A 14,636-nucleotide genomic window follows, 5' to 3' on the forward strand; every position below is an offset into this window, starting at 1 on the left:
GCGCCGCTCGCGATCCTGGACCCCGCGGGGGGGGGGGGCGGGCGGGCCCCCCCCCCCCCCCCCACGGCCGCACCCGCACCCCCACCCACCCACGCACGGAGGACCACACCCCATGTCCCAGCCCCTCATCGGCATCAGCACGTACCAGGAAGAGGCACGGTGGGGGGTGTGGACGCTGCCCGCCGCGCTGGTGCCCACCGGGTACCCCAGGCACGTGCAGCGCTCGGGCGGGCTGGCCGCGCTGCTGCCGCCGGACGATCCGGCCACCGCCGCCGCGACCGTCGCCCGCCTGGACGGGCTGGTGATCGCCGGTGGCGCGGATGTCCAGCCGGCGCGCTACGGCGCGGAGCCGCACCCCAGGACCGGCCCGCCGGCCCTGGACCGGGACGCCTGGGAACTGGCCCTGATCGAGGCCGCGTTGGCGGGCGGCGTCCCGCTGCTCGGCATCTGCCGCGGGCTCCAGCTGCTGAACGTGGCACTGGGCGGCACCCTCATCCAGCACCTCGATGGACATGCCGGAGCCCCCGGGGTCTTCGAACAGCACGAGATCAAGCCGGTCCCCGGGACGCTGCTGGCCCGTACGCTCCCCGAACCGGTCACCGTGCCGACGTACCACCACCAAGCCGCGGACCGGATCGGCCGCGGGCTGCTGGCCTCGGCCCATGCGGAGGACGGCACCATCGAGGCGCTGGAACTCCCGGGCGCCTACGGCTTCGTGCTGGCGGTGCAGTGGCACCCGGAGGCCGGGGACGACACCCGGGTGATGGACGCCCTGGTGGCGGCGGCACGCGAGGCGTCCGCCGGGGAGTGACCGGTTCCGGCCGGGCGGGGCGTGACAAGCACCGGTCCGGCCGGGCGCGGGCATGACGAGCACCGGTCCGGCCAGCCGCGGGCGTGACAAGCGCCGATCCGGTCAGACACGGGCGTGACGAGCACCGGTCCGGTCAGACGCGGACGTGACGAGCACCGGTCCGGTCAGACGCAGGCGTGACAAGCACCGGTCCGGCCCGGCTGCTCGGTCCGCTGCGCCCCGGGGGTCTCAGGGCGCGCCGCGCGTCAGCCCGAGCAGCTCGCGGGCCGGGCCCGCGGGCCGCTGGCCGGCGGGCCACACGGCGCGCAGCGCGCGGCCGAGCTGCAGCCCGCGCACCGGAATCTCCACCAGCCGGCGTGCGGTCAGCTCCTCACCGACGGCGAGTTCGCTGAGGACGGACGGCGCCGCCTCGCTGACCACCGCCGCCTTCACGGCGGTGGTCGAGGCGAGTTCAAGGAGCGGCTCGGCCAGGCCGCCGTGCCGGGCAAGCGCCGCGTCCAGCACCTGGCGGGTCCCGGAGCCCCGCTCCCGCAGGATCAGCGGGGTGGCGGCCAGTTCGGCGGCGGTCAGCTCCGCCCGGCGCCTGGTCCAGGGGTGGGACGGGGCGGCGACCACGATCAGCCGGTCCTGCCCGATGACCGTCCCGTCCAGCCCCGCCGGTACCTCCAGCCCCTCCACAAAACCGAGATCCGCGGCACCCACCAGCAACCGCTCGGCGACCGCGCTGGAGTTGCCCGCCAGCAGCGACACGGCGGTGTCGGGCCGCTGCGCGCGCAGGGCGATCAGCCAGCCCGGCAGCAGATACTCGGCGATCGTCATGCTGGCCGCGACCCGCAACCGGGAATCGCGCCGCCCCCGCAGCGCCTGCGCACCCGCGTCGAACGCCTCGGCCGCCTCCACCACCCGCCGGGCCCAGTCCGTCACCAGCGCACCGGCATCCGTCAGCCGGGAGCCGCGCGGCGAGCGCTCCACCAGCGCGACCCCCAACTGCCGCTCCATCGACCGGATCCGGCTGCTGGCGGCGGGCTGGGTGATGCCCCGCGCACGGGCGGCCCGCCCCAGACTCCCGAGCCGGGCGACGGCGAGCAACAGCTCCAACGCGCCGAGATCCGGGACCCGGTGCGACAGCGATACGGCGACGGGCTCGTCCTCAGCCATAAATCCCCCTGCACATAACCCCAGCTTATGCCCTCATAGACGCAAGGTCCCTGGTGGCGGCCCTCCGGGGCCACGACGCTGGTCCCATGGCAACCCTTGCGCAAGCACCTTCCCGCACCGACACCACCGCCACCGCCACCGGCGCTCCCCCCACCTCGGCCTCGGTCCGCCATCTCGGACCGAACTGGTACGCCGCCGTCATGGGCACGGCGATCGTCGCCAACGCCGGTGCGGCGCTGCCGCTCACCGCGCCCGGCCTGCGCACCGCGTACCAGGTGGTCTGGGCGCTGTCGGCGCTGATGCTGCTGACGCTGCTGGCCGCCAGAACCGTGCACTGGGTCCGCCACGGCGACCAGGCGCGCCGCCAGCTGCTGGACCCGGCCGTCGCCCCCTTCTACGGCTGCCTGGCCATGGCGCTGCTGGCGGTCGGCGGCGGCACGCTCGCGGTGGGCCGGGACGTCATCGGCACACCGGCCGCGGTGGCCGCCGACGCCGTGCTGTGGACCGTGGGCACCCTGGCCGGTCTCGCGGGCGCCGCGGTGATCCCGTATCTGATGGTGACCCGGCACCGTATCGAGCCCGGCAGCGCGTCCCCCGTCTGGCTCCTGCCGCTGGTCGCCCCCATGGTCTCGGCGGCGCTCGGTCCGGCGCTCGTACCGCACCTGCCCGCCGGCCAGGGGCGGCAGGCCCTGCTGCTCGGCTGCTACGCCCTGTTCGGCATGTCCCTGCTGGCCACGCTGCTCGTCCTGCCGCTCGTGCTGTCCCGGCTGCTCCACCACGGCCCGCTCCCCCTGGCGCTCACCCCCACGCTGTTCCTCGTCCTCGGCCCGCTGGGCCAGTCCACCACCGCGGTGAACAACCTCGCCGACGCCGCACCCGGCGTCGTGGACTCCGCCACCGCACACGCCATGGGCGCCTTCGCGGTGCTCTACGGCGTCCCGGTGATGGGCTTCGCGCTGCTCTGGCTGGCGCTCGCCACCGCGATGGTGGTCCGCGCCGTCCGCCGCGGCATGGGCTTCTCGATGACCTGGTGGGGCTTCACCTTCCCCCTCGGGACCTGCGTGACGGGCGCGGCGGGCCTGGCCCGGCACACCGGCCTGAGCGCCTTCGACTGGCTCGCCGTGGCCCTGTTCGCCGTCCTCGTGACGGCGGTGGCGGTGGCCGGCTCCCGCACCGCCGTCGGCCTGGCCCGCGGCCGTCTGCTGACCCCGCCCCCGCCGGTCACGCCGTAACCGTCCCCCTACCCGGCCCCGGCCCCGGCCAGCGCCTGTGCCAGCACGGCCGGGGCCTGCCCCAACGACGGCCCGTACCAGGTCAGATGGCGGCCGCTGACCAGCGCGGCGGGCAGACCGGGAAACGCCTCGGGACCGTCCTCGGCGCTGAAGCGATAGGGCTCGTCGGGCAGGACGACGAGATCGGCGGCACCGGCGTTGAGCTCGTCGAGCGGGACTCGGGGGTAGCGGTCGGCGTGGTCCGCGTAGAGATTCCGTACGCCCAGACGGGCCAGGACATCGCCGGCGAAGGTGTCCCGCCCCAGCACCATCCACGGCCGGCGCCAGACCGGCACCACCGCCGTCCGCTCCGCCGCCGGGACCGGCAGCTCACGCCAGGCGGCCTCGGCGGCATCCAGCCACTCGGGCCTGGGCAGTCCACAGCCCGCCACCAGCACCCGCGTCAGTTCGCCCCACGCCTGGTCCAGCGTCCGCACCTCGGTGACCAGGACGGTCAGCCCGGCGGCCCGGAGCGCGTCCAGATCCTGCGGACGGTTCTCCTCCTCGTTGGCGATCACCAGATCGGGCGCCAGCGCCGCGATCCTGCCGGCATCGGGGTTCTTGGTGCCGCCGATACGGGGGACGTCGAGCCCGGCGGGGTGGCTGCACCAGTCGGTGACCCCCGCCAGCAGTTCGGGCGCGCACGCCGCCACCGCCTCGGTGAGGGAGGGCACCAGGGACACAACGCGCCGGGGGGAACGGTGACCGGTCATCCGCTCACGGTACGCGGCCGGCACCGCGCGGGCAGCCGGCCGGTGTCACCACACCACCCGGCTCTCAGGAACGGCCGCCGACCGTGCGCCGCAGCCAGAACGCCGCCCCCGCGGCGAGTGCCAGCAGCGCCAGACCACCGGCCGCCTGGGCGGCGTTCACCCCGTCGACCCGGCCATCGCGCACCGTGACGGTCTCGGTGAAGCTCTCCCCGCCCGCCGCACAGTGGATGGTGACCGGGTAGCGGCCCGGCGCAGCCCCCTCGGCGACCCTGGCCTGGGCGGCCATCCCGCGCTCCCCCGGCCGCAGCACCACCGAGCCGAACAGCCTCGATGACACCAGCGCACCGCGGGCCGGGACACACTGCCTGCCGTCGCTGATACTCACCCGTTGACCGGCCACCATCGGATCCGGTTCGACCCGGGCCGCGGCGGTGGGCGCGGCGAGCCCCAGGGCGGTGGCGGTGAGCAGGGCGACGGCGGCGGGGCGTGCGGGCTTCACGATCATCTCCTTCGCCGGCCGCGACCACGGCGGCCCCTCAGGAAAAACAGGCACACACGGGAAAACAGGCACACAGCAGAGCGAATCACCTGTCCCGCCCCGCCGCGCAGCAAACGCCGCCGGTCGGGTGGTCCCCCGGTGTCCCGCGCCGCGGCGGCCACATGCCACGAGCCCCGCCGCCCGGCACCTGCCGGGGACGGGGCTCGCCGCACCACAGAGTGGTCCACGCGACGGCGCGGCCCGCGCGAGCGCGCGAACCAGGCGCCGTACGCGCCTACTTCACCGGGGCCATCTTGTCGACGATGCCCGGATGGTCACCGATCCACTTCTCGACGCCCTTGTTCTCGTTGCCCTTGCCGGCGTCCTGGATGTCCTGCTCCAGGCTGCCGAGCTCCTTGGCGTTCATCTTCCAGTTCTTGAGCCAGCCGTGGAACTCCGGGAACTTCTTCGGGAAGCTCTTGTGGCCGACCGTCTTGATCTGGTTGTTGGCGCCCCAGGTGCCCTGCGGGTCCTTGAGCTTGGTGAGGTCGTACTTGCTGTACGCCCAGTGCGGGGACCACAGGACCACCGCGATGGGCTCCTTCTTGTCGTAGGCCCGCTCCAGCTCGGTGAGCATGGCGCTGGTCCCGGCCTCGGTGACGTCGAAGCCGTCCAGACCGTAGGCGGGAGACACCACGCTCTTGAGGCGCTTCATCTCGCCGGTCCCCGGCTCGATTCCGATGATCTTGCCGCCGAAGGTGTCCTTGTGCTTGCGCAGATCGTCCAGGGTCTTCACGCCCTTGACGTAGGACGGTACGGCGATCTCCAGCGAGGTCTTGTCGTACCAGGCCCCGACATCGACGAGATCGTCCTTGTACTTGTCCCAGTACTGCTTCTGCGCCACCGGAAGCCAGGCATCGGTTTCGACATCGATCTGCCCCGTCGACAAGCCGGTCCACATCGGGCCGACATCGAGGTTCTGGAGCTTCGGCTGGTAGCCCCGCTTCTCCAGGATGTTCTTCCAGAGGTAGGTGGTGGCGATGCCCTCGTCCCACGCGGGGTAGCCCATGGTCGGGGTCTTGCCGGCGTCCTTGCCCTTGGCGTAGTCGGCCTTGGCGGACGGCGCCAGCTTGTTGACCAGGCCCGGGTGCTGCTTGAGCCAGGCGCGCACGCCCTCCTGCTCATGCCCCGTACCGGCGTTCTTGACCTCGCTCTCAAGGCTGGTGAGCTGCTTCTCGTCCAGGTGGAAGTTCTTCATCCAGCCGGCGACCTGAGGCTCGTCCTTCGAGAAGCCCTTGCGGCCCAGCATGTGCAGGCTGTCCCCGGAGCCGAAGGAGCCCTTGGGGTCCTTGAGCTTGGTCAGCTTGTACTTGTCGTAGGCCCAGTGCGGCGACCACAGCGTGACGGCGATCGGCTTCTTGTCGTGGATCGAGCGGTCCAGCTCGGTGAGCATGGACGAGGTGCTCGACTCCATGACCTTGTACTCGCCGCCCAGGCCGTAATCCTTGAGGACCTTGTCCTTGAGGATCTTCATCTCGCCCGCGCCGGGCTCGATGCCGACGATCTTCCCGCCGAACGTGCCGCCCTTGCCCTTGAGATCGTCCAGGGTCTTGACGTCCTTCATGTAGGACGGGACCGCGATCTCCAGGGAGGTCTTGTCGTACCAGGCGCCCAGGTCCTCGAGCTTGTCCTGGTACTTCTTCCAGTACTCCGCGTGGGTCGTCGGCAGCCAGGCGTTGGTCTGCACATCGATGTCACCACGGGCCTGGCCGGTGAAGAGCGGACCGGCGTCCAGGGCCTGGACCTTGGGCTTGTACCCGCGCTGTTCGAGGATTTCCTTCCACAGGAACGTCGTGGCCTTGCCCTCGTCCCAGTTGACATAGCCGAGGCTGACCGGCCGGCCGTTGCCGTCGGTGCCCGCCGCGCCGCCCTTCTCCTTGCCGGCGAAGCTCATCCCTCCGGCGATCAGCGCGAGCACCACCACCGCGACCGTCGCGACCGAGGTCGCGGGCTTCCAGTGGAGGAACTTCAGGCCGCCGAGCGCGGCCTGCGCCTTCGCCAGCGCACGCCGGCCGAGCGGGGAGACCCGCTGGTTGAGCGCGCTGGTCATCCGGTCCAGGTACACCGCGAGGATGACGACCGCGAGACCGCCCTCCGCGCCCAGCTTCACATCGACCGAGCTGAGCGAGAGGTAGACGGTACCGCCGAGACCGGCGCCGCCGACCATGCCCGCGATGACGACCATGGACAGCGCCAGCATGATGACCTGGTTGATACCGGCCATGATCGTCGGCAGGGCGAGCGGCAGCTGTACGCGGAAGAGCGTGCGCCGTGGATGGGTGCCGAACGCATCGGCGGCCTCGACCAGTTCACCATCGACCTGCCGGATACCCAGTTCGGTCATGCGGACCGCGGGCGGCATGGAGAAGACGATGGTCGACACGATGCCGGGTACGGCGCCGAGGCCGAAGAAGAGGATGCCCGGGATCAGGTAGACCATCGCGGGCATCGTCTGCATCAGGTCCAGGACCGGACGCACCGCTCCGCTGACGGCACGGTTGCGGGCCGCCCAGACACCGAGGGGTACGGCGACCGCGATGGTGATGATGCAGGCCACGAGCACCAGCGAGAGCGACTGCATGGTCTGGTGCCACTGCTCGATCGAATCGATCAAGGCGAAGCCGAGGAATGTCAGCACAGCGGCCGGCAGACCGCGCAGCCACCAGGCGATCACCGCGAAGATGCCCGTCAGGAGCAGCGGCTCGGGGCCGGAGAGGACCGTGAGGATGCCGTCGTAGAAGCCCCCCAGCACGGTCGTGACGAAGTGGAAGAGCCACTCGGCGTGGTCACGCAGCCATTCGACCAGGCTGTCGGCCCAACTGCCTACCGGAATCCTAGGCACCGGCGCTCACCTTGTCCTCGGGGTCGTGGTCCGTGGGCGCATCGCCGGACGGGTGCACGGGGGTGTCATCCGCGGAGGTCTCGTCGGCGGGCGTCTCGTCCGCGGGTATCCCGTCGCCCGCGGCCTTGGCGTTGACCTTGATCTTGGCCTCGCCATCGACGGGAACGGCCGGGGCCGGGTCCTGCGCCGCGGATTCACCGAGGACGGCGAGCAGCCGCTCGGCCGCCACCGCACCGACCAGGTCACCGTTCTCGTCGGTCACGGCAACCGGCACGGTGCTGGTCGAGCAGGGGGTGAACAGCTCGACCAGCGGGGTGTCCACACCGACCGTGGCGGGCGCCGCGGCCCGGAACTCCGCCGCGGTGGTGAGCTTCCTGCCCTCCGGGGTCGTCGCGCCGAGCACGGTCCCGACCTCGGCCATGATCGCGCCCGCGGTCAGCACCCGGGTACGGTCCACGTCCTGGGTGAAGGAGGCGACATAGTCGGTGGCCGGCGTGACGAGGATGTCCTCGGCACTGCCGATCTGGACGATCCGCCCGTCCCGCATCACGGCGATCTTGTCGCCGAGCCGCATGGCCTCGTTCAGGTCGTGGGTGATGAAGACGATGGTCTTCTTCAGCGCCTTCTGCAGCTCCAGCAGCTGGTCCTGCATATCGCGGCGGATCAGCGGGTCGAGCGCGCTGAAGGACTCGTCCATCAGCAGCAGATCGGCGTTGGTGGCCAGCGCACGGGCCAGGCCCACGCGCTGCTGCATCCCGCCGGACAGCTCGTCGGGCCAGGACTTCTCCCAGCCCTTGAGCCCGGTGAGTTCCAGTGCCTCGGTGGCGCGCCTGGTGCGCTCGGCGCGCGGGACGCCCTGCACCTCCAGACCGTAGGCGGCGTTCTCCAGCACACTGCGGTGCGGGAAGAGCGCGAAGTGCTGGAAGACCATGGAGATCTTCTCGGAGCGGACCTTGCGCAGTTCCTTGTCGCTGAGCGAGGTGAGGTCCTGGCCGTCGAACCGGACGGTTCCGGCGGTCGGCTCCAGCAGCCCGTTAAGCGTACGCAGCAGGGTGGACTTACCGGATCCGGACAGACCCATGACGACGAAAATCTGGCCCTCGTCCACCTCGATCGACGCGTCGATCACCGCGGCGGTGGTGCCTTCGGCCCGCAGATCTTCCCGGCTTGCGCCGGCTTCGAGCTTGCGGACCGCGTCCTCCGGTCGTCTGCCGAACACCTTGTACAGGTGCTCGGCTTGCAGCCTGGACACATATGCCTCTCTTGTTGTGCGAGAAACGACCTGCCACCCCCGTAGCCAGGTCGTGGAGCGGCGCGGGTTCGGCCCGCCTTTACCGGTCGAATAGTTGAATCTCGACCGGGTCCACTCCGGCTGCGCGCCTGCCCTTCTTTATCTGACTCAAACACGACGGTGAGACAGCTCACATCTGTGTGACGTATGGGGCATACGGCAAGATGCGGGATGTGACTCGACGCCTGATGCTCCTCGATACCGCCTCCCTCTACTTCCGCGCCTATTTCGGGGTACCGGAATCAGTCAAAGCCCCGGACGGCACCCCGGTGAACGCAGTACGCGGCCTGCTGGACTTCATCGCCCGGCTCGTCCAGGACCACCACCCCGATGACCTGGTCGCCTGTATGGACTTCGACTGGCGCCCCCAGTGGCGGGTCGATCTGATCCCCTCCTACAAGGCGCACCGGGTCGCCGAGGAGGCCCCGGCCGGCTCCGCGGATCCCGACGAGGAAGAGATCCCCGACACCCTCTCGCCGCAGGTCCCGGTCATCGAGGACGTCCTGGACGCCCTGGGCATCGCCCGCATCGGGGCGGCCGGCTACGAGGCCGACGATGTCATCGGCACCCTGACCGCGCAGGCCAAGGGCCCGGTGGACATCGTCACCGGCGACCGCGACCTCTTTCAGCTCGTCGACGACCGGCGCGGCATCCGCATCCTGTATCCGCTCAAGGGCGTCGGGACCCTCCAGATCACCGACGAGGCAGTGCTGCGCGAGAAGTACGGCGTAGACGGCCCCGGTTACGCCGATCTGGCGCTGCTGCGCGGCGACCCCAGCGACGGCCTGCCCGGCGTCCCAGGGATCGGTGAGAAGACCGCCGCCAAACTGCTGGCCACCTACGGCGACCTGGCGGGCATCCTGGCCGCCGCCGACGACCCCGCCTCGAAGGTGACCCCCGCACAGCGCAAGCGACTGCTGGAGGCGCGCCCGTACCTGGCGGTCGCCCCGAAGGTCGTGATGGTGGCCGCCGATGTGCCGGTGCCCGCCGTCGACCACACGCTCCCCGCCGAACCGGCCGATCCCGAGCGCCTGGAAGCGCTGGCCGCGCAGTGGGGCCTCGGTGGCGCATTGCAGCGGCTGCTCCTCACACTCCACCGGTGAACTGTTAGGTTAGGTATACCTAATTACATTGACGTCAGGGGAGATTGCCGTGGTAGCAGAGCGTCCGTCCCGCAAGAAGCCCGCCGTGCACCGCGCGCGGGTGCAGCGCACCGAACAGCTCACCCCGCACATGGTCCGTGTGGTGCTGGGCGGTGAAGGGCTGGCGGAGTTCGCGGCGGGCGAGTACTCGGACCACTACGTCAAGCTGGTCTTCCCGCAGCCCGGCGTGCCGTACCCGGAGCCGTTCGACATCGCCCAGATCCGCGCCGACTTCCCCCGCAACCAGTGGCCCAGTACCCGTACCTACACCGTCCGCGCCTGGGACGCCGCGACCCGCGAGCTGACCGTGGACTTCGTGGTGCACGGCGACGAGGGCCTGGCCGGGCCCTGGGCGGCCGCGGCACAGCCGGGCGAGGAGATCTTCCTGCTCGGCCCCGGCGGCGCCTACACCCCGGAGGCCGCTGCCGACTGGCATCTGCTGGCGGGCGACGAGAGTGCCCTGCCGGCCATCGCGGCCTCCCTCGCCCGGATGCCCGCGGGGGTGCCGGTGCACGCCTTCATCGAGGTGGCGGGAGCGGAGGAGCGCCAGGAGCTGGACACTCCGGCCGGCGCCGAGATCACCTGGCTGTACCGCGGCGCCGCCCCGGTCGGCCGTGAACTCGTCGCCGCCGTCAGGGCGTTGGAGTTCCCGTCCGGCCGGGTCCAGGCGTTCGTGCACGGCGAGGCCGGCTTTGTGAAGGAACTGCGGCGACTGCTCCGCGTCGAGCGCGAGATCCCCCGCGAGCACCTGTCCATCTCCGGCTACTGGCGCACCGGCCACGACGAGGACGGCTGGCAGGCCTCCAAGCGCGACTGGAACCAGCAGGTGGAGGCCGAGCAGGAGCCCGCGACCGCGACGGCCTCCTGACCCGGCAGCCCGACACGGGCCCTTCCCCGGCGAACTCCTCGTAGCCGGAGGGCCATCCGTTCCACGAGGCCCGGTGCCGGCCGCGGCCGGCTCCGGGCCCGCCCGGCACGTACCGGGCGCATGGCGCCCTACCGGCCGCCCGCCCTCTCCGCCGCGGCATCCTCGAAACTACGGGCCGACGCCTCCACATGCGCGAGCCGGCGCATCGCCGTGAGGACCGCATCCCCCAGGACGGTCCCCACCACGACACTCTCCACCAGCCCGTCGACCTCGGCGTTGCGGCCCGCCCACGCCAGATCGGCGGCGGCCACCCGCTCACAGGCCTCGGCGTAGTCGTCCAGGACCTCCTCCTCGAACTCGCCGTGCCCGATACCCCGGAAGGTGGCCAGCGCGACGGCCACCTTCTCGAAGGCCGGGTGGTCCAGCCCGACCCGCCAGCCGCGGCGGCGGATCAGCTCCGCGACCGTCCGCCGCGCCTGCTCCATACCGTCCGGCGTGGCAGCCGGCCGCGGGGTGATCGCGTGCTGCGCCGCGCCGAGGACCTCGTGCACCGACTCCTCCGGTGAGTCGACAGCGGCCAGCACCTCGCTCACGACCGAGACCGAGAGTCCCCCGACGTCGATCAGCCCCCGGATCAGCCGCAGTCTGCGGACATGGCCGTCGTCGTAGCTGGCCTGGTTGGGGCTGGTCAGCCGGCCCGCGGGCAACAGCCCTTCGCGGACGTAGTACTTGATCGTCGGGATCGCAACCCCTGTCTCGCGACTCAACTCCCCGATGCGCATCTGCTGCCCTTCCCCTCGCCGGAACCGCATCCCGGCGTTCCTCATGTCCCGGGCGCCCGCACCCGGCCTTGCCATTCCGGTTCCCATCATAGATAGTCCAGCTATCAGATAGCAGCAAGCGCTACTATCCATTCACTGGGGGATCCGCATGTCCAGATACCGCTCGCTACTCGCCTTCTCCTGGGCGATGGCCGCGCTCGCCGTCGTCGCGGCGATCGGCCTGATCGCCGACGACCGGGTCCTGGTCGGCGCGCCCATCTGGTTCAAGCCCTTCAAGTTCGCGGTGTCATTCGCCGCGTACGGGCTGACGCTGGCCTGGATGCTGTCCCGGCTCACCACCCCGACCCGGACCGGACGGTGGGCCGCGCACACCGTCGTGGTGGCCGGAGTCGTCGAGATGGCAGTCATCACCGGGCAGACCATCCGCGGCCGGCGCAGCCACTTCAATGTCGAAACCCCGCTGGACCAGGGGCTGTTCGCGACCATGGGCGTCACCATCGCCGTCCTGTGGGTCGCCACCCTCGTCATCGCGGTCCTGCTCTTCCGCGCCCGTCCGGGTGACCGGGCCGCGACCTGGGCGATCCGGCTCGGACTGCTGCTCGCCCTGGCCGGGCTGCTGCTCGGTGGCCTGATGACGATGTCCACACCGGAGCAGGAAGCCGCGGGCGCGCTGCGCACCGCCCTCGGCGCGCACAGCGTCGGCGTTCCCGACGGCGGCCCGGCCATGCCGCTGACCGGCTGGAACACCACCGGCGGCGATCTGCGCATCCCGCACTTCGTCGGCATGCACGCCCTCCAGGCACTGCCGCTCTTCCTCTACGGGATCGAGGCGCTGGCCGGCCGCTTCACCCGGCTGCGGGACGAGCGGGTACGACTCCGCCTGGTGCTGGTCGCGGCCGGCGGCACCGCCGCACTGCTGGCGCTGGTGACCTGGCAGGCCCTGCGCGGTCAGGCCCTGATCCACCCGGACGGGGCGACCCTCGGCGTGCTCGCGGCCATCACGGTGGCCACGGCGGCCGGCACCTGCGCCGCGCTGCGACGCCCCGCTCCCGCGGACGGCGACCGGACCGGCCACGGCACCCCGGCCCCGTCCGCGGCCACCACCGGCGCATCCGCCCCTTCCCCCGACCCCGCACAGGAGTTGCCGGCATGACCACCCGCACCCTCTTCGATCTGGCCTTCGCCCTCGCGGCGCCGTTCTGGGCGCTGCTGATCCTGGCCCCGGGATGGCGCTGGACCGACCGGATCGCCGCCTCACCACTGCCGATGGTGCCGGTCATCGCGGTCTATCTCGCCCTGGCCGTCCCGGTGTTCCCGCAGCTGTGGGCCGCTGTCAGCCATCCCGGCCTGGCGGGGTTCCAGGAACTGCTGCGGCTCGGCGGCGGTGCGGGCGCGATCTGGGCACAGGTGATCGCCTGGGATCTCTTCCTGGGGCAGTGGATGTACCGCGAAGCCCGGGAGCTGGGAATCCATCCCCTGGTGATGGGTCCACTGCTGGTGCTCACCGTGCTGCTCTCCCCCATCGGCGTACTCCTCTTCCTCGCCATCCGCGCGGGCTTCCGCCGCCGCGCCCGCACGTCCGACACCACACCGCCGCACACCACTGAGGACCGACGACTTTCCACTCCTTGAGGGCGACGGCCGCGTCCTATGTCATCTCGCCCGCCGCGCTGCCCGCGGTCGCCCCCGACCCCGGCCGGGCGCCGGACCAGCTCTCCGCCCGGTGGCTGCTGGCCCTCGCGGCCCGGCTGGTGCGCGAGGTCGGCGAGCTCATCACCCGCGCGGCCAGGGCCAGGCAGCGGCTGGCGACCTTCGCCATCGACGGCGAGATCCGGTTCGCCTCGGCCGCCGACCGGGCCGCGTTCGCCGAGGAGCTCGGCACCACCGTGAACCACCTCGTCGCCAAGTACCACGACGAACAGGCGGCGGGCGGGCGACCGCACCGGCTGATCGTCGCCCTGCACCCCAGCATCACCCGCCGCACCGACGACCCGTGGCGGACCCGGCGCACCGGACCACCGCACCGACCGAGGAGTAGTCATGCCCAGAGAGTTCGAGATCCGCCGCGAGGTCGTGCTGCCGGCCATCCCCGAAGAGGTCTTCGCGGCCGTCACCACCGGCACCGGCGGATGGCTGTTCCCCAAGGAGCAGGTGTCCGCCGTCGAGGGCAGCGGCCCGGACGACTCCGCGGTCAAGGCCTGGGAACCGCCGCATCGCTTCGAGGTCCGCCAGGACGGCGAGGACGGCTGGTTCAACGCGCTGGAGTACGTCATCGAGGCCCGCGACGGCGGCACGGCCGTACTGCGCTACGTCCACAGCGGCGTCATGAGCGACGACGACTGGGACAGCCAGTACGACGGCGCCTCCCTGCACACCGACTTTTATCTGCACACCCTCGGGCAGTACCTCCAGTACTTCGCCGGCCGCCCGGCGGCCTTCGCCGACGTCCGGGGCCCGGCGGCGTCCCTCACTCCCGACGGATTCGCGGTGCTGCTGCGCGCGCTGGGCATCACCGGCACGATGGCCGTGGGCGACCGGCTGCGTGTCGAACTGCCGGGCGTGGACCCGCTGGACGCGGTCGTCGACTACCGCACCGAGCACTTCCTCGGCCTGCGGACCGACGGCGGGCTGTACCGCTTCTTCGGACGCAACGCCTTCCACGCACCGGTCGGCCTCTCCCTCCATCTCTTCGACGGCACCGGCGAGAAGGCCGGGGAGGTCTGGCAGAGCTGGCTGGACGGCGTCTACGCGACGGACAGCGCCGGCTGAGGAGCCGGCGAACGGCGCGTCCCGCGCCCCGTTCGCCGCACGCACCGCCCGCCGCCCGCCTGTGCCGCTGCGGGACACCACAGCTACGGCGTATGGCAGACCGCTTCGATGTTGTTGCCGTCGGGGTCACGGACGAAAGCCCCGTAGTACGACTCGTGGTACTGGGGCCACAGGCGTGGTGTGTGCAGGGACTCGGCGCCGGCCGCGACGGCGGCGGCATGGAAGGCGTCCACCGCCGCACGATCGGGCGCGGCGAAGGCGAGGTGCACCTCACGGGCGGGACCGTCGTCGGCCGCGGGGACCAGCCAGAGGGTGTGCCCGGTGGTGCCGAAACTGATGAACTCGCCGAATTCCTTGGTCCGTCGGGCCCCGAGCGGGGCCAGGGCACGGTCGTAGAAATCCGCGCTTGCCGCGACGTTCGCCACCTGGATCGCCATGTGATCAATCATGC

14 protein-coding genes and 1 pseudogene are annotated in these 14,636 nt (G+C 71.7%); 8 read left to right on the forward strand and 7 right to left on the reverse strand.

Going from position 1 to position 14,636, the window contains the following annotated elements; translation table 11 throughout:
- Positions 1-112: 112 nt before the first annotated feature.
- A complete protein-coding gene (locus AB0C46_RS35640) occupies positions 113-811 on the forward strand; it encodes a gamma-glutamyl-gamma-aminobutyrate hydrolase family protein (protein ID WP_362833103.1) in 699 nt (232 codons plus the stop codon).
- 228 nt (positions 812-1,039) lie between these two features.
- Here AB0C46_RS35640 and AB0C46_RS35645 read toward each other — a convergent pair whose 3' ends face one another.
- The gene (locus AB0C46_RS35645) at positions 1,040-1,969 is read right to left on the reverse strand and encodes a LysR family transcriptional regulator (RefSeq protein ID WP_362833105.1); all 930 of its coding nucleotides are present in this window, start codon (positions 1,967-1,969) and stop codon (positions 1,040-1,042) included.
- An 86-nt stretch (positions 1,970-2,055) separates the two neighbouring features.
- Between AB0C46_RS35645 and AB0C46_RS35650 the strand changes: the two genes are divergently transcribed.
- A complete protein-coding gene (locus AB0C46_RS35650) occupies positions 2,056-3,201 on the forward strand; it encodes a TDT family transporter (RefSeq protein WP_362833107.1) in 1,146 nt (381 codons plus the stop codon).
- 8 nt (positions 3,202-3,209) lie between these two features.
- Here AB0C46_RS35650 and AB0C46_RS35655 read toward each other — a convergent pair whose 3' ends face one another.
- The 4 genes from AB0C46_RS35655 to AB0C46_RS35670 form a co-directional block, all read right to left on the reverse strand.
- Positions 3,210-3,953: a helical backbone metal receptor gene (locus tag AB0C46_RS35655; protein WP_362833108.1), complete on the reverse strand. Its 744-nt coding sequence runs from the start codon at positions 3,951-3,953 to the stop codon at positions 3,210-3,212.
- A gap of 64 nt (positions 3,954-4,017) precedes the next feature.
- The gene (locus AB0C46_RS35660) at positions 4,018-4,458 is read right to left on the reverse strand and encodes a hypothetical protein (RefSeq protein WP_362833110.1); all 441 of its coding nucleotides are present in this window, start codon (positions 4,456-4,458) and stop codon (positions 4,018-4,020) included.
- A 268-nt stretch (positions 4,459-4,726) separates the two neighbouring features.
- Positions 4,727-7,333 (reverse strand): ABC transporter permease/substrate binding protein, encoded by a 2,607-nt coding sequence (locus tag AB0C46_RS35665; protein WP_362833112.1) that lies wholly within the window; start codon positions 7,331-7,333, stop codon positions 4,727-4,729.
- The gene (locus tag AB0C46_RS35670; RefSeq protein WP_362833113.1) at positions 7,326-8,585 is read right to left on the reverse strand and encodes a glycine betaine/L-proline ABC transporter ATP-binding protein; all 1,260 of its coding nucleotides are present in this window, start codon (positions 8,583-8,585) and stop codon (positions 7,326-7,328) included. The genes AB0C46_RS35665 and AB0C46_RS35670 overlap by 8 nt, the downstream gene beginning before the upstream one ends.
- Before the next feature lie 227 nt (positions 8,586-8,812).
- Between AB0C46_RS35670 and AB0C46_RS35675 the strand changes: the two genes are divergently transcribed.
- Both AB0C46_RS35675 and AB0C46_RS35680 read left to right on the forward strand, forming a co-directional pair.
- Positions 8,813-9,727 carry a 5'-3' exonuclease gene (locus AB0C46_RS35675; RefSeq protein WP_362833173.1) on the forward strand — a complete coding sequence of 305 codons (915 nt, stop codon included), beginning with the start codon at positions 8,813-8,815 and terminating at the stop codon, positions 9,725-9,727.
- Positions 9,728-9,776: 49 nt separating this feature from the next.
- Entirely contained in the window at positions 9,777-10,634 is an 858-nt protein-coding gene (locus AB0C46_RS35680) for a siderophore-interacting protein (RefSeq protein ID WP_362833114.1), read from the forward strand.
- A 128-nt stretch (positions 10,635-10,762) separates the two neighbouring features.
- On the opposite strand, the gene AB0C46_RS35685 is transcribed toward AB0C46_RS35680, so the two are convergent.
- Positions 10,763-11,416, reverse strand: coding sequence for a MerR family transcriptional regulator (locus AB0C46_RS35685; protein ID WP_362833174.1), 654 nt, complete (start codon positions 11,414-11,416; stop codon positions 10,763-10,765).
- Between the two features lie 187 nt (positions 11,417-11,603).
- Here AB0C46_RS35685 and AB0C46_RS35690 point away from each other — a divergent pair, with 187 nt between their 5' ends.
- From AB0C46_RS35690 to AB0C46_RS35705, 4 genes and pseudogenes are all read left to right on the forward strand, one after another.
- Positions 11,604-12,569, forward strand: a complete 966-nt coding sequence (locus AB0C46_RS35690; RefSeq protein ID WP_362833175.1) for a hypothetical protein — start codon at positions 11,604-11,606, stop codon at positions 12,567-12,569.
- Positions 12,566-13,048, forward strand: coding sequence for an ABA4-like family protein (locus AB0C46_RS35695; RefSeq protein ID WP_362833116.1), 483 nt, complete (start codon positions 12,566-12,568; stop codon positions 13,046-13,048). Before AB0C46_RS35690 ends, AB0C46_RS35695 begins: the two co-directional genes overlap by 4 nt.
- Positions 13,045-13,389, forward strand: a pseudogene (locus AB0C46_RS35700) (ArsR family transcriptional regulator); the annotation flags it as partial. The gene AB0C46_RS35695 and the pseudogene AB0C46_RS35700, both read left to right, overlap by 4 nt.
- Positions 13,390-13,456: 67 nt before the next feature.
- Positions 13,457-14,185, forward strand: a complete 729-nt coding sequence (locus tag AB0C46_RS35705; RefSeq protein WP_362833117.1) for an SRPBCC domain-containing protein — start codon at positions 13,457-13,459, stop codon at positions 14,183-14,185.
- A gap of 83 nt (positions 14,186-14,268) precedes the next feature.
- Here the strand turns inward: AB0C46_RS35705 and AB0C46_RS35710 are convergent, their stop codons facing one another.
- Complete coding sequence (locus tag AB0C46_RS35710; RefSeq protein ID WP_362833118.1) at positions 14,269-14,634, reverse strand: VOC family protein; 366 nt, start codon at positions 14,632-14,634, stop codon at positions 14,269-14,271.
- Between the last annotated feature and the right edge of the window lie 2 nt (positions 14,635-14,636).

It is taken from the genome of Streptomyces sp. NPDC048637 (genome assembly GCF_040650675.1).
Lineage (GTDB): Bacteria > Actinomycetota > Actinomycetes > Streptomycetales > Streptomycetaceae > Streptomyces.